Source organism: Sphingobium sp. AntQ-1, assembly GCF_028538045.1.
Lineage (GTDB): Bacteria > Pseudomonadota > Alphaproteobacteria > Sphingomonadales > Sphingomonadaceae > Sphingobium > Sphingobium cupriresistens.
Genome location: NZ_CP117158.1, coordinates 3408711 through 3429243 on the forward strand (window position 1 = coordinate 3408711; position 20533 = coordinate 3429243).

Annotated in this window: 15 protein-coding genes, 1 tRNA gene and 1 pseudogene; 6 read left to right on the forward strand and 11 right to left on the reverse strand. The window is 64.4% G+C overall.

The annotated features are described in order from the left end of the window. Positions 1-337 precede the first annotated feature (337 nt). The 4 genes and pseudogenes from sphantq_RS17095 to sphantq_RS17110 all read left to right on the forward strand — a co-directional run bounded on the left by sphantq_RS17095 (position 338) and on the right by sphantq_RS17110 (position 6584). Positions 338-1081 (forward strand): ImuA family protein, encoded by a 744-nt coding sequence (locus tag sphantq_RS17095; protein ID WP_129926210.1) that lies wholly within the window; start codon positions 338-340, stop codon positions 1079-1081. Next, positions 981-2513: a Y-family DNA polymerase gene (locus sphantq_RS17100; RefSeq protein ID WP_272799079.1), complete on the forward strand. Its 1533-nt coding sequence runs from the start codon at positions 981-983 to the stop codon at positions 2511-2513. Before sphantq_RS17095 ends, sphantq_RS17100 begins: the two co-directional genes overlap by 101 nt. Continuing rightward, on the forward strand, positions 2510-5719 hold the full coding sequence (locus tag sphantq_RS17105) for an error-prone DNA polymerase (protein ID WP_272799080.1): 3210 nt from the start codon (positions 2510-2512) through the stop codon (positions 5717-5719). Before sphantq_RS17100 ends, sphantq_RS17105 begins: the two co-directional genes overlap by 4 nt. A gap of 113 nt (positions 5720-5832) precedes the next feature. After that, a pseudogene (locus sphantq_RS17110) lies at positions 5833-6584 on the forward strand (IS5 family transposase). 27 nt (positions 6585-6611) lie between these two features. On the opposite strand, the gene sphantq_RS17115 reads toward sphantq_RS17110, so the two are convergent. Beyond that, complete coding sequence (locus sphantq_RS17115; protein ID WP_066605318.1) at positions 6612-7283, reverse strand: spermidine synthase; 672 nt, start codon at positions 7281-7283, stop codon at positions 6612-6614. 154 nt (positions 7284-7437) lie between these two features. On the opposite strand from sphantq_RS17115, the gene sphantq_RS17120 reads away from it, so the two are divergent. Next, complete coding sequence (locus tag sphantq_RS17120) at positions 7438-7887, forward strand: hypothetical protein (protein ID WP_066605314.1); 450 nt, start codon at positions 7438-7440, stop codon at positions 7885-7887. 9 nt (positions 7888-7896) lie between these two features. Here sphantq_RS17120 and sphantq_RS17125 read toward each other — a convergent pair whose 3' ends face one another. The 10 genes from sphantq_RS17125 to sphantq_RS17170 form a co-directional block, all read right to left on the reverse strand. Next, complete coding sequence (locus tag sphantq_RS17125; RefSeq protein WP_272799081.1) at positions 7897-9708, reverse strand: carboxypeptidase regulatory-like domain-containing protein; 1812 nt, start codon at positions 9706-9708, stop codon at positions 7897-7899. Further along, positions 9705-11813: a DUF4175 family protein gene (locus sphantq_RS17130; protein ID WP_272799082.1), complete on the reverse strand. Its 2109-nt coding sequence runs from the start codon at positions 11811-11813 to the stop codon at positions 9705-9707. Before sphantq_RS17130 ends, sphantq_RS17125 begins: the two co-directional genes overlap by 4 nt. Next, a complete protein-coding gene (locus sphantq_RS17135; RefSeq protein ID WP_272799083.1) occupies positions 11810-12955 on the reverse strand; it encodes a BatA domain-containing protein in 1146 nt (381 codons plus the stop codon). Before sphantq_RS17135 ends, sphantq_RS17130 begins: the two co-directional genes overlap by 4 nt. Next, positions 12952-13845: a DUF58 domain-containing protein gene (locus tag sphantq_RS17140; RefSeq protein ID WP_066602338.1), complete on the reverse strand. Its 894-nt coding sequence runs from the start codon at positions 13843-13845 to the stop codon at positions 12952-12954. The genes sphantq_RS17135 and sphantq_RS17140 overlap by 4 nt, the downstream gene beginning before the upstream one ends. Before the next feature lie 13 nt (positions 13846-13858). After that, a complete protein-coding gene (locus tag sphantq_RS17145; RefSeq protein WP_272799084.1) occupies positions 13859-14848 on the reverse strand; it encodes an AAA family ATPase in 990 nt (329 codons plus the stop codon). A gap of 48 nt (positions 14849-14896) precedes the next feature. Further along, positions 14897-15601: a DUF4159 domain-containing protein gene (locus tag sphantq_RS17150; RefSeq protein ID WP_272799085.1), complete on the reverse strand. Its 705-nt coding sequence runs from the start codon at positions 15599-15601 to the stop codon at positions 14897-14899. Positions 15602-15617: 16 nt separating this feature from the next. Further along, positions 15618-16955, reverse strand: a complete 1338-nt coding sequence (locus sphantq_RS17155; protein ID WP_261934502.1) for a TldD/PmbA family protein — start codon at positions 16953-16955, stop codon at positions 15618-15620. A 20-nt stretch (positions 16956-16975) separates the two neighbouring features. Next, positions 16976-18610: a TldD/PmbA family protein gene (locus tag sphantq_RS17160; RefSeq protein WP_272799086.1), complete on the reverse strand. Its 1635-nt coding sequence runs from the start codon at positions 18608-18610 to the stop codon at positions 16976-16978. Positions 18611-18883: 273 nt separating this feature from the next. Further along, positions 18884-18960: transfer RNA gene (locus tag sphantq_RS17165), tRNA-Pro, on the reverse strand. A gap of 117 nt (positions 18961-19077) precedes the next feature. Then, entirely contained in the window at positions 19078-19371 is a 294-nt protein-coding gene (locus sphantq_RS17170; RefSeq protein WP_272799087.1) for a JAB domain-containing protein, read from the reverse strand. A 198-nt stretch (positions 19372-19569) separates the two neighbouring features. Here sphantq_RS17170 and thyA point away from each other — a divergent pair, with 198 nt between their 5' ends. Then, positions 19570-20460: a thymidylate synthase gene (gene thyA, locus sphantq_RS17175; protein WP_242495981.1), complete on the forward strand. Its 891-nt coding sequence runs from the start codon at positions 19570-19572 to the stop codon at positions 20458-20460. Positions 20461-20533 lie beyond the last annotated feature (73 nt).

A 20533-nucleotide genomic window follows, 5' to 3' on the forward strand; every position in this document is an offset into this window, starting at 1 on the left:
GATATGATCCCTTCGATGCGGTATAGGCGACCCGTGCAGTTTTTATCGTGTCTGCATCGAGTTGATGGAAGGGATGTGCCTTGTCGTGACGCAAGTCGTCAATATTGTGATTTTGTTAAACAGCGGCTTTTCAGGCAATGTGTCTTTTGAGAAACGATAATTTCACAATATTACTACGTATTTGGTAATATTACGATAATTTCATTTTGTTTCAAAATGATGCAATCTATCTATCATTGTCGGATAGATAAGACATCGTCCTTCCCTCGCATTCTTTCGATGCTGGACGAACGCGCACATATAGAACATAAGAAGAACATAGTGAGTGATTCTAGATATGACAGCCCATGGTCCCATCAGCAGCGCGCGTCCGGCAGGGCGGCATGCGTCAGAAGTGCAAGCGTCCTGCCGGGCGCTTGAGCGGGGACATCTGCATGAAATTCACAGCCAGGCTGAGGACCGGGCGGCCGCCTTGGCCTTTGCCCTGACGCAAGGCCCACTGGCCGGGGCAGGCGCGATCTTTGCCCTGCGTACACCGCGTCGCCAGCGCCTGCCAACGCTGTTTTCGGGTGACGGACTGGCGTTGCTGGGTATCCAGCCCGGCCGCCTGACGATCGTAGAGACAAGGACTGAGGTGGATATGCTGCGCGCCGGGCTGGAAGCGGCGCGCTGTCCGGGCGTGGCGGGAGTGCTGATGGAGAGCGAGGGGCGGTTCGCCGACTATGACCTGACCGCCAGCCGCCGTCTGGTGTTGGCGGCGGAAGCCTCCGGCGCCTGCATAATATTGCTGCGGAGCGATGCCGAACCGCGATCGAGTGGCGCGCAGACCCGCTGGACCATCAAAAGCGCGCCCTCCGTAGCGCTGGAGGCGAACGCTCCCGGATACCCGGCGATCGAGGCCCAATTGCTCCGCTGTCGTGGCGGTCCGGCGGGCGGACGCTGGCGGCTGACATGGGATAGTGAAGGTGGATGTTTCAGGGATGCAGACGGACGAGCGCCTTTGCCTGGCGCTGTGGTTCCCTTTTCTCGCCTGCGAACGGATGCAGGCGACGATGGAGCCGATCAGCGACAGGTCGCCTGAAGCCGGCGCACCCGAACCCTTCGCGCTGGTGGCGCGGGTCGGCAATGCGCTGCGATTGGCGGCGGTGGACATGTTGGCGGTCAAACAGGGACTGACGACGGGCATGACGCTGGCCGATGCGCGGGCGCGTTGCCCGACGCTCGTCACGCGCCCGGCCGATCCGGTCGCCGATGCGCAGGCGCTCGATCGCCTTCTGGAGGCGATGCGGCACTTTACCCCCATGGTGGCGCTGGATGCGCCGGATGGCCTCATCCTCGACATCAGCGGTTGCGGCCATCTGTTCGGCGGTCCCAAGGCGCTTGCGCAACAGGCGCGGGCGATGGCTGGCTATGCCAGCCGCCATGCCTTTGGTCCCAACGCCATGGCGGCCCGTGCGTTGGCCCGGCATGGCGGCGGCGATGTAGCCGCGTTGCCGGTCGCGGCGCTCGAACTGGACGATGGCGCACTGGCCGCCCTTCGCCGGGCCGGCCTGCGTAGCATCGGCGACCTGTCCCAGCGGCCCATGGGCATGATCGCCGCCCGCTTCGGCGAGCAGGCGGTCACCCGGCTGCGCCAGATATTGGGCGAAGCGCCCAGCCCGATCGCGCCGCGCCGTCCATCGGCTCCGATCCGCGCCGAGGCGCGCTTTCCCGAACCGATCGCCCGGACCGAGGATGTCATGGACGTGATCGAGGATTTGCTGAATCAGGCCGCGCGGCAGATGGAGGCGCGCAAGCTGGGCGGCCGCCGCTTCGTCATCCGTTTGTTGCGCAGCGATGGCGCGCGACAGGGGCTGGCGATCGAAACCGGACAGCCGGTGCGCGATCCCGCCGTCGTGCTGCGCTTGCTGCGGGAACGGATCGACACGATGGCCGATCCACTCGACCCCGGCTTTGGCTTCGACGCCATGTTGCTGGCGGTGCCGCGCGTGGATCCTCTGGCCGAACGGCAGCAGGCTATGGACGGGGAAGCACAGGCGGCGGAGGACGGCATCGTCGCGCTGGTCGATCGTCTGGGCATCCGCCTCGGCCCGGACAATGTCCGCCGCCTCCAGCCCTGCGACAGGCATCTGCCCGAAGGGGCGCAACGGCTGATCCCTGCGACGCAGTCCCGGCAGCAGCCTTGGCCGACAGCGCAGGATCGCCCGCCCCGACCGCTGCTGCTGTTCGACCCGCCCCAGCCGGTGGCGGTGATCGCCGGCGTGCCCGATGGCCCACCCCAGCGCTTCCGCTGGCGCGACCGCTTGCATGAAGTGCGGCTGGCCGAAGGGCCGGAGCGGATCGCGGCGGAATGGTGGCGCAGACGAGATGGGCATCAGCCGGGTGGCGCAGGCAAGACGCGCGACTATTACCGGATCGAGGATAGCGACGGACGCCGTTACTGGATGTTCCGCCATGGCCTGTTCGGCGAGGAAACCGACATTGTCTGGTATCTGCACGGCCTGTTCGCATGAGCGACTTTGCAGAAGTGGTGGCCGCCACCAATTTCAGTTTCCTGCGCGGGGCATCCCATCCCCAGAAGATGGTGCAGCAGGCTGCGCATCTGGGCATGACCGGCATCGGCATTGCCGATCGCAATACGGTGGCGGGCGTAGTGCGCGCGCATCAGGCGCTCAAGGATCTAAAGCCGCTGGGCGTCACCATGCGCCTGATCGTCGGTGCGCGGCTGGTCTTTGCCGACGGCACGCCCGACATCATCGCCTATCCGCGCACGCGCTTCGGCTGGGGCCGGCTGACCCGGCTGCTGACCGAGGGGAATCGCCGCACGATCAAGGGCGCGTGCGAACTCAGCTTATCGGACCTGATCGATCATGCGCAGGACATGGCGTTGATCGCGATGGATGACGACGCGGCGCTGCTGGCGCAATTGCGGGCGCTCAGCCCGCATCTCTGGCTCGCCGCGACTATGGGGCGATCCGGGCGTGATGCGCGGATGCTGGCCCGGCGGCAGGCGCTCGCGGCGCAATGCGGCGTGCCGTTGATCGCTACTAATGATGCGCTTTATGCGGGAGCGGAGGATCGACAGATGCAGGATGTGCTGACCTGTATCCGCGAAGGGCTGACGATCCAGACCGCCGGCCGCCGCCTTGCCCCCAATGCGGAACGCCACCTGAAAGCCCCCGCAGAAATGGCGCGCCTGTTCGCCGCCTGCCCGCAGGCGATCGCCGCGACGCAGGATTTGTTGGGCTGCATCGACTTTAATCTAGACCAGTTGGTCTATGAATATCCGCATGAGCCGGTGCCGGAAGGCTGGGCGCCGCAGGACTGGCTCGAACATCTGGTTGAGGAAAATGCGAAGGCGCGCTTCCCCGACGGATTGCCGCCCGCCTATCGGAACGTACTGAATGACGAGTTCCGTCTGATCCGTTTCAAAAACTACGCTTATTATTTCCTGACCGTCCACGACATTGTCGCCTATGCCCGCAGCCTTGATCCACCGATTCTGTGTCAGGGGCGCGGGTCAGCGGCCAATTCGCTAGTCTGCTTTCTGCTGGGCGTCACGCCGATCGACCCGGTGGAACAGAAGCTGCTTTTCTCCCGCTTTCTGACCGAGGCGCGGGACGAGCCGCCCGATATCGACGTGGATTTCGAACATGAGCGGCGCGAGGAGGTGATGCAATATATCTACCGCCGTTATACGCGCGAGCGAGCGGGCATCGCCGCGACCGTTATCCGTTACCGCCAGCGCAGCGCGCTACGCGAAGTCGGCAAGGCGCTGGGCCTGACCGAGGATGTGACGGCGCGCTTGTCCGGCACCGTCTGGGGCAGTTGGAGCGGAGATCAGGAAGTGCCCGAAGCCCGGCTGACCCAAGCCGGCTTCGATCCCGCCAATCCCGAACTCGCCCGGCTGCGCGACATGGCGAGCAGCCTGCTCGAATTTCCCCGGCATTTGTCGCAGCATGTCGGCGGCTTCGTCCTGAGCCAGGGGCGGCTCGACGAACTGGTACCGGTTCACAATGCCGCCATGCCCGATCGCACCTTCATCGAATGGGACAAGGATGACCTGGAAACGCTGAAACTGATGAAGGTCGATGTGCTGGCGCTCGGCATGTTGACCGCGATCCGCAAGAGCTTCGACCTGATGCGCCTGCATGGCCTGGACGACCTGAAGCTGGAAACGGTGTCGCGCGAAGATCCGGAAACCTACGCCATGCTGCAAAAGGGCGACAGCATCGGCACCTTCCAGGTTGAAAGCCGCGCCCAGATTTCCATGCTGCCCCGCATGAAGCCCAAGAAGTTGTACGACCTCGTCATCCAGGTCGCGATCGTGCGGCCCGGCCCGATCCAGGGTGGTATGGTCCATCCCTATCTTCGACGGCGCAACAAGGAAGAAACGCCGGACTATCCGGGGCCACCAGACAATCCCGACGAATTGAAGGACGTGCTGGAAAAGACGCTTGGTGTTCCGCTGTTTCAGGAACAGGCGATGCGGCTGGCGATCGTGGCCGCCAAATTCACGCCGGAAGATGCGGACGGTCTGCGTCGATCCATGGCCACCTTCCGCAATCGCGGGACGATGGGCTATTGGCAGGACAAGTTCATTGGTGGCATGACGGCGCGCGGCTATCCGCTCGATTTCGCCGAACGCTGTTTTGAACAGATTAAGGGCTTCGGTGAATATGGCTTTCCCGAAAGCCATGCTCAGGCGTTCGGCTGGCTCGCCTATGTCTCCTCCTGGCTGAAATGCCATTATCCCGCGGTCTTCACCTGTGCCTTGCTCAACAGCCAGCCGATGGGCTTCTACGCGCCCGCGCAACTGGTCCGCGACGCGCAGCAACATGGCGTGGAGGTGCGGCCGATCGATGTGCAGGCGAGCGACTGGTATAGCAGCCTGGAAGGGGAGCGCATCCTGCGCCTTGGCCTCAAGCAGATTGATGGATTCCGCGAGGAATGGGCCAAGGCGCTGATCGCGGCGCGGCAGGAAAGCGCCCTGCGTGACATGGAGGATATCGCCCGCCGCGCCGGGGTGCCCGCGCGCGCGCTGCATCTGCTGACGGACGCCGACGCGCTCCAATCGATCGGCCGAAGCAGGCGCGAGGCGGGGTGGGACGCGCGCCGCGTGCCGCCGGCCCAACTGCCGCTTTTCGCTACGCAGGATCTGCCCGAACTCGGACGGGAAGCCGATCCGATGCTGCCGGCCATGCCGTTGGCCGAAGAAGTCGCGATCGATTATCAGACCCATCGTTTGTCGTTGAAGGGCCATCCGATGCAGTTTCTGCGCGCCCATTTCGCCCGACGCGGCGCCATCGACTGCGCATCGGTCAATGCCGCCAAAGACGGCGCGAAAGTGAAGGTGGCTGGCGTGGTCCTGATCCGCCAGCGGCCGGGCAAAGGCAATGCGGTCTTCATCACGATCGAGGATGAAAGCGGCATCGTCAACGCCTTGCTATGGGCGCGTGAGATGGAGAAACAGCGGCGCGCGGTTATGGCGGCGCGGCTGATGCTGATCGAAGGTGAAGTCCAGCGCAGCAAGGAAAATGTCGTCCATCTGATGGTCGATCGCGTTACCGACGCCAGCCAGGCGCTGGACTGGTTGCAGGAACAGCCGATGATGCGCGGAGATGAGGTGACTCATCCCGTCCATGCGCGCGCCGCCCCATCGCCGCGCAGACATCCCAGGGATGTGCGGATATTGCCGCGATCACGCGATTTCCATTGAATGTGTATAACAATATGGGTTCCCGCGAAGGCGGTAACCTAAGGCCTGTGGACATTTAGGGGATTCCCTTTTTCGCGTGGATCGGATTCAAGACTGGCGAAGGGAGCGTCATTTTGGATCGACACGGAATAAGCGACGAGCAGTGGGAACGGGTTCGTCCTGCGCTTCCCGGTAAAATCGGGGACCGAGGCCGTTCTGCCGCAGACAATCGGAGATTTGTCGATGCGGTCTTATGGATCGCTGCGACAGGAGCGCCGTGGCGGGACTTGCCGGAGAGCTTCGGCAACTGGAACTCCAATTTCCGTCGCTTCCGCAGATGGGCGGTGAAAGGGATCTTCGACCTTCTATTTGAGCAGCTATCCGGCGACCGCGACTTTGAATATGCCATGATCGACGGCACGATCGTCCGGGTCCATCAGCAGGGCACCGGCGCAAGGGGGGGACTCATCGTCAGGCGATCGGACGGTCGCGCGGAGGGCTGACCACAAAGATCGTGGCGTTGGTAGATGCGCTGGGAAACCTAGCCCGTTTCGTACTGGTGCCTGGCCAGAGCCACGACCTCGTCGGAGTGAAACCGCTAATCCAGGACGTCGAATTCGATATGTTCCTCGGAGACAAGGCTTTCGACGCAGACTGGTTGCGAACCGAGTTGAACGAACGAGGCGCTGTAGCGGTGATCCCTCCCAAATCGAACCGAAAGCAAAAGATCGAATGCGACTTTCACGCTTATCGCTGGAGGCACCTCGTCGAGAACTTCTTCTGCAGCCTCAAAACATTCCGGCGGATCGCCACCCGATACGAGAAAACCGATCAAAGCTACCGAGCTATGATCAACCTCGCAGCTTTGAAGATCGCCATGCGATAAATGTCCACAGGACTTAGTTCAAAAAAATCACCGCTTCCGCGCGAACCAGATGACGTGGCGCGGCCCTTTACCATTGTCGCGCGCCTTGACCGCCACCTCGTCCACTTCGAAGCCTGCATTGCGCAGGCGGCGGGTGAAGGGATCGTCCGATCCCGCCGACCACACCGCCAATATCCCGCCGGGTTTCAGCGCCGCCTTGGCTACCGCCAGCCCGCTGGTCGAATAGAGCCGATCATTCGCCGCAGCGGTCAGTCCATCCGGGCCATTGTCGACATCCAGCAGGATCGCGTCATAGTTCCCCTGGCCCGCCGCGATCACCGGCACGACATCCTCGATCAGCAACTCAACGCGAGGATCGTCCAGGCATCCGGCCATCAGATCGGCCATCGGTCCGCGCGCCCATTCGATGATCTTGGGCACCAGTTCGGCCACGGTCACGCGCGCCGATCCGTCGAGCACGCCCAGGGCCGCGCGCAGGGTGAAACCCATGCCATAGCCACCAACCAGCAGATGCGGCGCCTTGCGCCCCTGCAATCGTTCGATCGTCATCAGCGCCAGTTGCTTTTCCGATCCACTCATCCGGCTGCTCATCAACTCGTTGCGGTCGAGCACGATCATATGATCGGCGCCGCGCCGATAGAGCTTCAATTCCTGCCCGCCCGGCACCTGCGCCGAATCCAGATATTCCCGCGGGATCATGATCGCTTCCTTCCATCTGCCGCACGCCATTCGTCCCATCGGCGCCACGCGCGATGCGCATGGCAGCTTGGCATCCGTCACGCAAATGCTACAGGCACCTGCAATCCTGCGTCCCCCCTTCGACGCCATCTCACAGGCAGGCAGTTTTCTTTCCATGCGGTATTTCCTCGACACCGAATTCAACGGCTTTGGCGGCACGCTGATCAGCGTCGCGCTGGTTCCCGAACATGGCGACCAGGAATTCTACGTCACTCTGCCGCTGCCAGAGGAAATCGAACCCTGGGTGGAAAAGCATGTCATTCCTTATTTGCGCCATGTCCCGCCCGGCATCGACCTGCAACTGGGCCGGGTGGAAGCGGCCGATCATGTCGCCGCCTATTTGGAAGGGGACAGTGATCCGATCATCATCGCCGACTGGCCGGAGGATCTGTCCCATTTCTGCGCGCTGCTGGTGACCGGGCCGGGCAGGATGGCGGGCGTGGACTTCGGGCTGCGGCTGGAACTGATCAACGCCGCCGGCTTCAGCGCCGCCGCCAACAGCCGCGTGCCGCACAACGCCCTGCACGATGCGCGTGCGCTGCGCGACTTCTACATGGCCGACTGATTGGGGTGTTCATGTCTCTGCGGACATAGACGAACCACCTTTGCGGCGACCGATGCCGAATCGCTCCAGCCACCATAGCAGCGCGCTCGTCGCCAGCCATGTGAGCCAGAAGGGCCAGGCCGATCCGGGCGTGCCGGCCGTCATCGCTGCTGCTGACGCATCCGGCGTGGCAGTTGACAACATGGCCATCGCCTGCCGATCGCGTGCGGCGCGCATTATGGGCAAAGCGTCGCGGGGTTGAACATGGAATAGGCGAAGTCCATCCTTCACGCGCAGGCTATGCCAGCCGGCTTTTGCGGGCCAGAAAGCGCCGCATCCCGCCACCGGAACCAACTTGGTCCGCGCGCCGTCGGCATGTTCTACTTGTCCGTCGTCGCCAATATCGCACAGCGCCATTCGTTCGCCCGCCCACACGACGCCGGGGATCATGCGGCTGGAGGGCGCAGGCCGCGCGACCGACGTAAGAAGGGCACTCCACCAGTCGCCATAGAGATCGCGGCGGCCGGTCAGGGTCAGGGCATAGCTGTCGACTCCGGTGAACAGCGCGACTCGCCCCATGCCGATCGCCCGCCACATACCCAGCGTTGCGCCGCCTTCATCCCGCAGCACCGGCACGGCTTCGCCGCCGCCGGGCGTCAGACCCAGGCGGCTAACATCGGGGGCCAAGTCTTCGGGCAGGGCCATGTCTACCGGCGATTCGTCGCTGCCGATGCCATGACGGGTGCGGGCAAGCGCTTCCTCGGACGCCTTTGGCAAGGCCAGAGGCGCCACCCCGCCCGGACCGGTCAGGCCAAAGCCCAAGGCCTGCCATTGCGACCGCGTTGGGCCGTCGATTGCACCGCCCGCGCGCAGCACCAGCCCCATGCCGCCGCGCACGGCGGCGATCAGCGGGCCGCGCAGTCCCGTCCATGCGCGATCGTCGACGATCGCCACGTCGAACCGGCGCAATCCGGCTGCATCCAGCGCTACCGGCGCGTCGCCAAGGGCGATCCCGGCCCCCGCGCTCATCTGCGTCGTCACGTCGAATCCTGCGTCGCTCGCCCAGCGTCGCAGATATTTGACCTCCGGCCCCGGCGCGCCTGCCAAAATCAATAATCGGGGGGGGGCGCTATCCGTTACCCAGACCGGGACGTCGGCCTGCTCGATCACGCGCTTGTCCTTGCGCACGCGCAGCGTGAAGCTGACGGCTCCCGCCGCCCGAGCAGTTCCGGCCAACAGGAAATGCCCATCCCGTTCGGCCGCAATGCTGTCGGTGACGCGGCCCGCCGGATCGATCAGTTCGATCGTTGCGCCGCTCAGCCGGGTCAGCGTTCCGCCCACGACAAACCGGCCGCCGGCCGCCACCGTTGGAGGCGGCGTCAGATTGAGTATGCCTGGCCGGAGCGGCGGCGGATCGAACCGCACCGCCACCTGCTGCGCAGCATCGATATCGCGCTGGCCAAGGCCGTCGCCCAGCACGGTGATCGTTCTGACGCCGGGATGTCGCCGGAATGCGGTGGCAAGATCGGGCGTCGCTTCACCGCCGGCCATCGCAGATGCTTCGGGTAGCAGGATGAGTGGGGAGCCATCGGCAGTGGTGGCAAGGCGCGACGTTCCGGCTGTCGCGATCCGCAGGTCGGTCGCGCCGCCCCCCTCCATCGGCGGGAACAAAGCGCAATAGAGCAGCGTCGACACCACCGGCTGGAGCAGCATGAGCAATGCCAGTCGGACAGGCGAAGCCTCGCCCCTCTTCCGCGCGCGACGATGCCATAATGACAGCCGGACCAAGGCAAGGAGCGTCGCAAGCCCCAGGGTCAGCGCCACCGCCCACTTTATTGTCATGGCGTTCCCTCGATAGCGCCCAGATAGCGTGCGCCAGCCGCATCTGAAGGGCGACGGCGGGCCGGTCGTGCGAGCGGACGCTCCATCGCTGTCCAGAGTTGCGCGCGCAATCGGGCGCGGCAGGCCGTGCAGGCCGGATCGCTGCGCACCGCGTCGATCGCGCCCATCAGCGCCAGCGCATCGGGCAACCGCCCGGCATTGACCCGCGTCCAATCCTGCAATGCGCCCAACGCGATTGGCCCGCGAATGGCATCCGGCCCGTCTCCCAACGCACGCCATGCGGCGGCGGCGGGGCCGTCGCTTCGCTCGACAGGAGCGACGGCCAGCGTACGGTTCGCCAGCCCCTCCCGCTTCCCGGTCATGCGCCGGGTCGCATCGATAGGCGGCAGTTCAGGGCCGACTCGCGACAGGAAGATACGCGTCGCCTGTTGCACTTCCTTGATAAAGCGCAGCGCCTTGTAAGCGAAGGGCAGGGCCAGGTCGGGACGGCCCTGGTGCAATTCCCGTTCGGATTGCCACATTTCGTCGACCGCCTGTTTCAGGATCGCGCGAGTTTCGGGATCGAGGCTGGAGGCGGGGCTATCGTCGTGCGGATGCCCGAAATCGCCCAGCACATCCTCCGGCGCGCCGAAGCCGGCGCTGGGTTGCTTGGGCGGCCCGCCATGATCGTGGCCGTCGCCTTCCTGATGCCCGTCCGCGGTCGGCAATTCCGGTTCGCCTTCCCCCTCGCCGCCCAGGAACTGGCTGTAGCGGCCGCGCAATATTTGCTGGTCGCCGCCGATCGACGCCGATCGCGTCATATAGCGGTCCGGCGCCAGCGCGCGCTTTTGCTTGATGAGCGCTTCGGCATCGATGATGATCTGCCGCTGGCTGCGGAAATAGGCGGGCAGGGTGGTGTTCACCATGCCCTCCATACCGCCGCTTTCGGGCTGTCTGGCCGATGGCCAGCGCAGGATCAGACTGGGGCCGTGAACCTCTTGCGGCACGGGCGCGCGGTTGTCGCGCACGATCAACTGCACCACCATGTCGCCGCCTGCCGCAAAGCCGAAGCTTGCAAAATCGAGCCGCGGCGCAAAACGGCGATCGCGCGCCGGGCCGCTGCCCGGCACCGCGATTTCCCGTTCGCTGAAGGTCACATTTTCGCCCTCGCCGATGGCCAGCGTCACGCGCAGCCGGGCGGTCGCGGCGACGCCATAATCGTCGGTCGCAGCAAAAACCGGGGTCCAACTGCGCTGATCGGATGTGACCATGGACAGGCTGGCGGTCGGCGATAGCGCCTTCACCAGGGGCGGGGCGTCGGCGATGGCGTCGATCCGGTGCAGCGGCGGGGTCGGGCCGCGTGCCGTGGCGGGATCGACCCGATAGAGGAAGGAGGCGTCGAGCGTCCGGCGGGCGATCCATATCTCGCCGTGGCGGCGCAGGGCCAGCGTCTGGCCAGCAAGCATCGCGAGACGGGGAGCGCTTGGCTGCGGATCGAACCGCAGCGTCCATTCCAGCCGCGACCCCTGCGGCGCGCGCGCATCAATCGAGGCGGAATCGCGCACCGGCAGGCCGGTATAAGCGGGCGGGATGATGCGCAGATTTTGCGCGATCAGGCGCGGGATGCCGGGCCGGGCGGGCAGGCCTTCCAGCGCGGGGGCCAGGGTTGACGGTCCTTCGCCGGGACGCGGCCACAGCAGGGCGACGACGAACACCGCTACGGCCACGAGACTGAACGCCAGCAGCGACCGGCGCGACCAGTCGGGCCTCAGATCCTCCGGCGTGCCATGATCGATCCGCGCCGCGATGCGATCGCGCTGAAGCACCTGCAACGGCGCAAGCGGGGCATGTTGGGCGAACAGCAGCGCGCTGCTGTCCTCCAGTTCCGGGCGATTATTGTCGAGGTTGCGGACCAGCCAGGCGCGATCGAAGCGGGCGGCGCGCCGACGCGCGATGAAAAATGCAATGGCGCTGCCGATCGCGACCAGCAACAGGGCGAAGGCCGGTCCCCCCAAGCGCCAGCCGACGGCGCCGGCAGCGACCAGTAACGGCAACGCCAGCGCCCACGTATCGGCCAATGCCCGCCAGCGTGCGGGCGCGATCCAACGCGCGAGCAGCGCGGTCATGGCGCGATGCTCCGGCTGCGGCGCGTCGCCATCCAGCGCTCGGCCAGCAGCGACAGCGCGATCAGCAGGGCCAGCCAGGGTCGCAAAGATTGCGGCGGCTGGTCATAACTGCGTTCACCCGTCAACGGCGCATACTCGGCGGAGGCGACTCGCGCAGGCGGCGCCGTTGGGGCCAATAACGCGCGCAACTGAACCGGGAAATCCGCGTCCAGCAAGATGGGCATCTGCGTCGGTATCATCGCGCGCGTGAAATGCAGCAGGCGTCCCTTGCCCATCGGCAGCGCCTCTGCCAGCGTTGCGCCGAGATCGTCGCGCCAGACGGGCAGGGCAGGGCGACCATCGGGCAAGCGTGCGTCGCTCGCCGTCAGCACCGTGCCGCCTTCGTTCACCCAGCGCAGGACGTCGTCCGGTAAGGTGCCGCCTGCAAACCAGACCAATATCCGTCGCCGATCTGGCAGCGGCGCATCGATGGCGGCGGTGTCGATATCCGCCTCCCGTCCGGCTGGTTGCCATGCCAATGCGGCGGCGCGGAGGTAGCGCAGCCGACCGCGATGATCGGCATCGGTGCGAACGGACAGCGGCGGCGGCGATGCAATCTTGGCCTCCGATGCCGCCATGGCCCCGCCCGTGATCCGCCATGTCACCTTGCGCGACAGGCGCAAGCGATCGGCGTCCGCGCCGTCGATGACAGTGGGCGTGATGATGGTGAGCGGCGTTCCAGTCGGCAATTCCGCGTCGATCTGCCGTATCAAACTGGCGATCGGCAGCGGCCCGGCCGGCCGGGGCGCGTCGATCGCCGGGAAGCCCGGCGCGATCCAGTGGAGGCGGCTATCCCCGAACGTCGCGGCGTTAAATTGCGCTCCCGGCACCACGGCGACATAGGGGCTGCGATCGGCCGCGCCGAACAGGATCGGTTGCGCCAGCCACAATGCCGCCAGCGCCAGCAACGCCATCCTTGCCAGCAACAAGGGCCATTCGTCGAAGCGCAGCCGGGAGCGCGGCTTCGGCTTCTGCCGCAGCCAGCGCAGCGCGGCGAAATCGGTCGGCCGTTGCTCGCTCTTGCGCGCGATATGGATGACCAGCGGCACGACCAGCGCCAAAAGTGCAGCCAGCGCCGCCGGGAAGAGCAATCCCATGCTCATGCATAGTCCGCCGCGCCATGGGCGGAAAAGAGGCGGCGCAGCGGCAGGTCGATCGGTTCGTCCAGCACATGCGCGGCATGGCGGATGCCCGCACCGTCCAGCCGGGCGTGCAGCGCGGCGCGGGCTTCCCCGAAGCGGGCGATGAATCCGGCCCGCAATGCCGCGCCGTCCCCCAGATATTCCTCGCCAGTCTCAGGATCGCGAAAGCGATAGCCGCCGTCGAAGGGGAAATCCCGTTCGGCGACGGTCAGCATCTCGATCACCAGCGTCTCGCGCCCGGCCGCCGCCAGTTTCTCCGTCAGCGCCACCGCGCCGTTATCGAAACAGTCGCTCAGCAGGATGACGAGGTCATGCGCGCCGATCCGCTCCCACAGCGGTCCCATTTGGGCGTCCGCCGCGAAGCCGCGCGCGGGATGGACGGTCAGCAGGTCGAGCAGCAGCCGGTCGCGCTGGCGCGCGCCGGTCGCGGGCGGCAGCAATGCCAGCCCATCGTCACCCAGCGCGATGAAGCCGAAACGGTCGCCCTGTTTCATCGCCAGTTCGGCGATGGCGGCGGTGATGCTTTTGGCCGCGTCGAGACGGCAATAGTCAGGACGCGCGGCGTCGGCCTGGCCCATCGAGGCGCTGGCATCGATCAAAATCCACACCGCGACCGGGCTTTCGCGCTCAGCCTCGCGCACGAAGAATTTGTCCGACCGGGCGTAGAGTTTCCAGTCGATCTGGCGCAGCTCGTCGCCCGGTTCGTAAGCGCGATATTGAGCGAATTCCAGACCCGCCCCCCGGCTGTGGCTCTGGTGAAGGCCCAGTCCATGCGATCCTACGGCCCGGCGCGTGATGAGCCGCAGGCCGCGAAGGCGACTGCGCACGTCAGGAGGGATGAGGTCGACCATTGGCAGAGAAGGTTCAGGCGAGCGGAACGGCGCGGATCAGGGCGGCGACCACATCATCGGCGCTGCGTCCTTCGGCCTCGGCGGCGAAGGACAGCAACAGGCGATGGCGCATCACCGGGGCGGCCAGCGCGGCGATATCCTCGCGCGTGGCGGCCAGGCGGCCATGCAGCAGCGCGCGCGCCTTGGCGCACAGGATCAGCGACTGGCCTGCGCGCGGCCCTGCGCCCCATTTCACATATTTGCGGATATCTTCCGGTGCGCCGTCGCCGGGGCGGCTCGCCCGTACGATCCGCGTCACCCAATGGAGCAACTCGTCGCTGAAATGCACGTCGCGCACCAGCCGCTGGAGCGCCAGCACCTCCTCGCCCTCCATCACCATCGGCACGACGCCGGCTTTGGCCCCCGTGGTCTGGGCCAGGATCGCGCGTTCTTCCTCCTCTGTCGGGTAATCGACCCGGACATGGAGCAGAAAGCGATCGAGTTGGGCTTCGGGCAGGGGGTAGGTGCCCGCCTGCTCCAGCGGATTCTGCGTCGCCAGCACGAAGAAGGGGGCGGGCAGCTTATGCGTCACGCCGCCATAGCTGACCGTCTTTTCCTGCATCGCCTCCAGCAGCGCCGCCTGCGTCTTGGGCGGGGTGCGGTTGAGTTCGTCGGCCAGCAGCAGGTTGGTGAACACCGGGCCTTGCTGGAAGCGGAAGCTGCGATGGCCGGTGCCATGGTCCTCTTCCAATAATTCGGTGCCCAATATGTCGCTGGGCATCAGGTCGGGGGTGAACTGGACGCGGCGAAAATCGAGCTTCAGCGCTTCACCCAGCGACCGCACCAGCAGCGTCTTGCCCAGGCCCGGCACGCCTTCCAGCAGGCAATGGCCGGCCGCCAGCAGGCCGATCAGCAACTGCTCCACCACATCGGCCTGACCGACGATCGCCTGCCCGATCGCCGCGCGCAATTGGATCAGTCGCGCAAGACGGGCCTGGATTTCGGCTTCGGTGATTTCGGTCATGTTATGTCCCTTGCTGGGCAATAGGCAGGAAATGGGGAGGGGCGTTCGTCACACCGACAGCGCGTACATCACGATATTGACCGCGAACTTGGTATTGTCCTCGGCCAAAAAGCGCTTGTTGCGCCAGTCATAATCCCACTCGCAACCATAATCCTTGTTGCTGTAGAGAACGCCCAGTCGGCCGTTAACCTCTATCCCCTTGAGATAGTCGTGGACCAGGTCGTCGCCCCAGCCGTTGAGTTCCAGCCCGGTATTGGGTGGGCCGTCATCGAACTTGAAGAAGCTGCGGTATAGGCCATGGCTCTTGGGCAAGGTCTTCAACGCTTTTGGGCCGAAGATCTTCGCCATCTGCGCTTCGAACGATCGGGCGAACAGGCCGTCTATGTCATGGTTGCAATCATCCACCATGACGAACCCGCCATTGCGCACATAGCGTTCGAAATTGCGTCGTTCGGCCGCCGAAAACTCCACCAGCTTGTGCCCTGCCATGTAGCAGAAGGGCGCCGTCAGCATTTTCGGGTCCGACAGGGCGATGACATGCTCCTTCGGGTCCACCCGCAGGGTCGTGTAATCGATCAGCGACGTGACGATGTTTGACGGCGTGCGCTGGTCTACGTCCCAGTCGCCGCTGTCGTAGCGCAGCCGGGTGAACCAGAAATCATAGCCCCCGGCCGCGGTGACGGCGAGCGGCCGGGCCAGCAAAGCGCTGGCCAGACCACCCGCCAGCAACCGGAGAAAGTCGCTGCGCGTCATGCCGTGCAGGTCAGCCTCACACCGCGTCCGACAGCGAGGTGAAGGTGAAGTCGCGCAGCTTCATCGGCGGGATCACCATGACCATGTCCGATTCGTCGCTCTTCACCCGCACAGGCTTGCCGAACTCCTCGACATTGTTGAGCATGATGACGGGGCTTTCGTTGAAGCGGAAATTCTTCACCGGATATTTGATCTGGCCATTTTCGATGTAGAAAGTGCCGTCGCGGGTCAGGCCGGTCAGCAGCACCGTCTGCGGATCGACCATGCGGATATACCAGGTGCGCGACACCAATATGCCGCGTTCGGTGGTGCGGATCAGGTCGGCGGTCGACTTGGTGCCGCCTTCCATGATGACGTTGCCGAACTGCGCCTGTTCCGGCTTGCCCTGTTTCTGCGACCAGAAACGGCTGTAATTCATGTTCACCAGCTTGCCGTTCTGGATGATCGGCAGCTTCTTGCGCGGCAGGTTGTCGCCATCGTCCCAGGGCAGCACCGCCGCGCCGGGATAGGCGGGGTCGGTGAACATCGTGACCTGCGGGCCATAGACCTGCTCGCCCAGCTTGTTGCCGCCGCCCTTTTTCGACAGGAAGCTGCGGCCTTCATCGGCCGATCGCGCGTCGAAGAAGAACATCATGAAGGCGACCAGCCCGGCCGCCGCCGCCGGCTCCAGGATCACGGTATATTTGCCCGGTTCCAATGCCTTGGCCTCGGCCGACGCGCTCGCCTTGCGCATGGCGACGCGAATATCCTCGCCCGCGTTGAAGGTGGCGACGTCCTGCACATTATGCCCGACCCAGCCGGACCCGCGCCCATCCTCGGTGCGGACGGTGCAGGTATAGTCGGAACTGGTCGACGTCTGGTATCCGTAATTGCCCTTGCTGTTCAGGAAGGCGACGAAGCCCGCCTGATCCTCCAGATAGCCTGCCGCGATCAGCTTCTCGGCGCGGCAGGGGCCGATCGAATCGGTCGCTACCTTGGCGCGATAGGCCGCGTCGATACCCGCCGTCGATGCGCTGAACGTATCGGTCTTCATATAGGTCTGCTTGGGCAGCGCCGGCATGAATTCCGGATTTTCCGGGGCCAGCTTGGCCAGCTCCTCGGCGCGGCGCACCACGCGCTCCAGCGCGGCGTCGTCGAACTGGTTGATCGTCGCGGTGCCGACGCGCTTGCCGAACGCGACCTGCACGGACAGTTCGATATTGTCGGTGATGCCCGCGGTGGACACGTCATTGCGCGCGAAGCGAACATTGCCGCGGATCGCGCCGATCAGTTGGGCGGTGCATTCGTCCGCCTTGGAAAAGCCCACGACCTTGGTCAGGATCGTCTTGGCCTGCGCTTCGGAAAGGATGCTCATATCTTTGTCTCCCTAACCGATCAGCCGAGCGAACGGGCGGTGTTGATGACGTTGATGCCGTTGAAGCGCGCGGTCGACGACCCGTGCGACACGGCCGAAACCTGTGCCGGCTGGCCCTTGCCGTCGAAGAAGGAGCCGCCCAGGCGATAGTCGCTGGCGTCGCACACCCCGGCGCACCCGTTCCAGAATTCGGGCGTGCGGATCTGGTAGGCGACATCCTCGATCTGCTGGGTGATCTTGCCCTGCTTGATCTCGTAGAAAAGCTGGCCGCCGAACTGGGCGTTATAGCGTTGCTGGTCGATCGAAAAGCTGCCGTCGCCGATGATGTAGATGCCGTCCTCGACATTGGAAATCATGTCGGCGACGCTTAGCTTGGCCTTGCCCGGCTCCAGCGACACGTTGGCCATGCGCTGGAACTGGACGTTGGACCAGCTGTCGGCATAGGCGCAGCCGTCCGACGCGGCCTTGCCCTCGATATGGGCCTGGTCGCGGACCGCCTGGTATCCGACCAGCTTGCCGTCGCGGATCAGATCCCACTTCTTGGTCTTCACGCCTTCGTCGTCATAGGAAACGGCGCCCAGGCTGCCCGGCTGGGTCTTGTCGGCGACGATGTTCACCTTGTCGCTGCCATAGTGGAAATTGGCCTTGAGCTTGTCCATCGTGGCGAAGCTGGTGCCGGCATAATTGGCTTCGTAACCGAGCACGCGGTCGAGTTCGAGCGGATGGCCGACCGATTCGTGGATCGTCAGCCAGGTATGCGACGGGTCGAGCACCAGATCATATTTGCCGGGCTTGACCGAAGGCGCCTTGATCTTTGCCATCGCCTGCTTGGCGGCGGCGACGGCGTCTTCCTTCATGTCATAGGACTGGCCATAGACGGTGACGCCATTGGGCAGCACGGTCTTGCCGCTGGCCGCGCCGTCCAGATATTCATAGCCCAGCCCCATCGGCGCCGACAGGCCTTCGCGCACGCGGAACTTGCCGCTCGCCTTGTCGACCGCGGTGACTTCCATCGGCGCCCAGATGCGATGCACGTCCTGGTCGATATAGCTGCCGTCGGTGCTGGCGAAATATTTCTGCTCGTTCACCAGGAACAGGATGGAACGGATGAAGCTGGCTCCGGCGTCCAGCGCCGCGGCATTCACGCCCATCAGCAGATCGACCTTGTCCTTGATCGGCACGGTCATGCTGTTCTTGACGATCGGCGTGCGCCAGCTGACCTCGCCCACGCCCGTCACCGGGGCGAGCTGGACCGGCGCGCTCTGGCCCGGCGCATTGGCCTTGGCGATGGCGACGGCTTGGCCCGCGGCCTTGGCGACGGCTTCCTTGGTCATCTCGTTGGTGGCGGCAAAGCCCCAGGCGCCGTTGGCGATTACGCGGATGCCCACGCCGGTCGATTCGGTGTTCACCACATTTTCGACGTTGCGCTCGCGGGTGATGACGAACTGGCGCAGATAGCGACCGACCCGCACGTCGCAATAGGATGCGCCCGCGCTCTTGGCCGCGTTCATCGCCGCGTCGGCCAGCGGCTTCTTCACCGCCACGTCGATGGCGCTGTTCAGTTCCTCGGCGGCAATCACCTTGCCGAACATCGAGGGGAGGACGAGTCCTCCTACGCCCGCGGCCCCAAAGGCCAGAAAATCGCGTCTGTGCAAGGCTTGTCTCCCGCCTGACTATGCCCGCAGGACGCGGGTCGGATTATATGTGGATCACGGTTTGCGGCCGTATCGGCTTGATAAGGTGGATCATCGCCGTCCGGACCGACGGGGTCAAACATCTTTTACGAATGCGCAAGAAGGCGGGCTATGCTTTCGACAGATGTCATCTGTCGAAAAATACTCGTTGCCAAAAGCCGCACAGGCACGACCAATCGGCGGAGAAGGCTATGCCATCCCGCTGATATATCGTCATATCTGACTATGAAAATGTGGTCGGGGAAAGAGGATTCGAACCTCCGGCCCCTGCCTCCCGAAGACAGTGCTCTACCAGGCTGAGCTATTCCCCGACCGATGCCGAAACCGCTTTGTGGGCGGCCCCGTAAGGCAGGAGTGGGCCTATAGAGGGGGCTTTCCGGACTGGCAAGCGGGCAATGACGCTTTTTTTGCAGTCTCCATAGCGGTGGTTATAGAAGCCCGGCCGCGCGGAAGCTGAAGCGGGTTTCGCCCGCATGGATGACATGGTCGGCCAGCATCATCTCCAGCGGACGCAGGCTGCGCGCGATGGTTCGCGTCAGGGCGACATCATGCCAGCAGGGCATGGGCGATGCGTGGATGCCGCGTCTTTGGATCAGCGCGACCCAACCGCCTTCGTCTCTCAGCAGATGATATAGCAAGCCATGCCAGTCCTGCCGCAGCGTCAGCAGGCGTTGCGGTCGCCAGGCGCCATCCAGAATCGCGATCGCCAGTTCGTCCTCCATGCGTGCAGGATGCCGCGATCGCCATCCGGCGGGCAGCGGAACAAGAACCCTTTCGGACGGTGATTGCGTATCTCGGTCCGATTGGCGCGGCCGTCATCCTGGGCTAGAGCGTCAGGCCAGATCCATTCGCAGGAACCCGCCTTGACCGATACGCTCTCTTCGTCCTCGCCCCATTATGAGCAGCAATATCTGGACCTGATGCGACATATCTGGCGGCATGGCGACGAACGGGTCGATCGCACCGGGGTCGGCACCCGCTCGATCCTGGGTGCGACGATGCGATTCTCGCTGGCCAATGATGCGGTGCCGCTGTTGACGACCAAGCGGGTCTATTGGAAGGTCGCGGCGCGCGAGATGTTGTGGTTTCTGACCGGCGACACCAATATCCGCGAACTGGTGCGGCAGGGCGTGCATATCTGGACCGACTGGCCGCTCGACGCCTATCGCAGGGCGACCGGCGAGGATATCGACCGCGACACGTTCGAAATGCGGATCGTCGGCGACGATGATTTCGCCCGGCAGTGGGGCGATCTGGGTCCGGTCTATGGCGCGCAATGGGTGAACTGGCCGCGCTACGAACCGGCGGGCGACGGGCTGTATCGCAAGGCGGACGAGGGACATAACCAGATCGCCGATCTGGTGCAGGCGATCCGCACGACGCCCGGCTCGCGCCGCCTATTGTTCACCGGCTGGAATGTGGCGGAAGTGGCGCAAATGGCGCTGCCGCCCTGTCACATGACCTATCAGTTCCAGGTATCGAACGGAAAGCTGAACGGCCTGCTGTTCCAGCGCAGTTGCGACCTTGGGCTTGGTTTCGCCTTCAACATTTTCGGCCTGTCGATGATCACCCGGATGCTGGCGCAACAGTGCGATCTGGAGCCGGGCGAGGTGGTCTGGCAGGGCGGTGACGTGCATCTTTACCTGAACCATGCGGCGCTGGTGGAGGCGCAGATGAACCGAATTCCGTCCGGCACACCCAAATTACGGATCAATCGGCGGCCTTCGAGTATTTTCGATTATCGAATCGAAGATTTCGACGTCCTCGATTATGCGCCGCAAGCCCATATTTCCGCGCCGGTCGCCGTCTGAAGAGACAGCGAACTGGACAGTTGAAACGGAAAATTTGGGTCAGCAAGGCTTGCCTTTTGCGGCGTTGAAATAT

What these genes read in the sequence shown, in the direction of transcription:
- sphantq_RS17120 (WP_066605314.1), top strand. Translation starts at nt 7,438, where the DNA reads ATGCGGTATTTCCTCGACACCGAATTCAACGGCTTTGGCGGCACGCTG.
- thyA (WP_242495981.1), top strand. Translation starts at nt 19,570, where the DNA reads ATGCGACATATCTGGCGGCATGGCGACGAACGGGTCGATCGCACCGGG.
- sphantq_RS17125 (WP_272799081.1), bottom strand. Translation starts at nt 9,708, where the DNA reads ATGACAATAAAGTGGGCGGTGGCGCTGACCCTGGGGCTTGCGACGCTC.
- sphantq_RS17095 (WP_129926210.1), top strand. Translation starts at nt 338, where the DNA reads ATGACAGCCCATGGTCCCATCAGCAGCGCGCGTCCGGCAGGGCGGCAT.
- sphantq_RS17115 (WP_066605318.1), bottom strand. Translation starts at nt 7,283, where the DNA reads ATGATCCCGCGGGAATATCTGGATTCGGCGCAGGTGCCGGGCGGGCAG.
- sphantq_RS17150 (WP_272799085.1), bottom strand. Translation starts at nt 15,601, where the DNA reads ATGACGCGCAGCGACTTTCTCCGGTTGCTGGCGGGTGGTCTGGCCAGC.
- sphantq_RS17170 (WP_272799087.1), bottom strand. Translation starts at nt 19,371, where the DNA reads ATGGAGGACGAACTGGCGATCGCGATTCTGGATGGCGCCTGGCGACCG.
- sphantq_RS17130 (WP_272799082.1), bottom strand. Translation starts at nt 11,813, where the DNA reads ATGACCGCGCTGCTCGCGCGTTGGATCGCGCCCGCACGCTGGCGGGCA.
- sphantq_RS17155 (WP_261934502.1), bottom strand. Translation starts at nt 16,955, where the DNA reads ATGAGCATCCTTTCCGAAGCGCAGGCCAAGACGATCCTGACCAAGGTC.
- sphantq_RS17145 (WP_272799084.1), bottom strand. Translation starts at nt 14,848, where the DNA reads ATGACCGAAATCACCGAAGCCGAAATCCAGGCCCGTCTTGCGCGACTG.
- sphantq_RS17140 (WP_066602338.1), bottom strand. Translation starts at nt 13,845, where the DNA reads ATGGTCGACCTCATCCCTCCTGACGTGCGCAGTCGCCTTCGCGGCCTG.
- sphantq_RS17100 (WP_272799079.1), top strand. Translation starts at nt 981, where the DNA reads ATGCAGACGGACGAGCGCCTTTGCCTGGCGCTGTGGTTCCCTTTTCTC.
- sphantq_RS17105 (WP_272799080.1), top strand. Translation starts at nt 2,510, where the DNA reads ATGAGCGACTTTGCAGAAGTGGTGGCCGCCACCAATTTCAGTTTCCTG.
- sphantq_RS17135 (WP_272799083.1), bottom strand. Translation starts at nt 12,955, where the DNA reads ATGAGCATGGGATTGCTCTTCCCGGCGGCGCTGGCTGCACTTTTGGCG.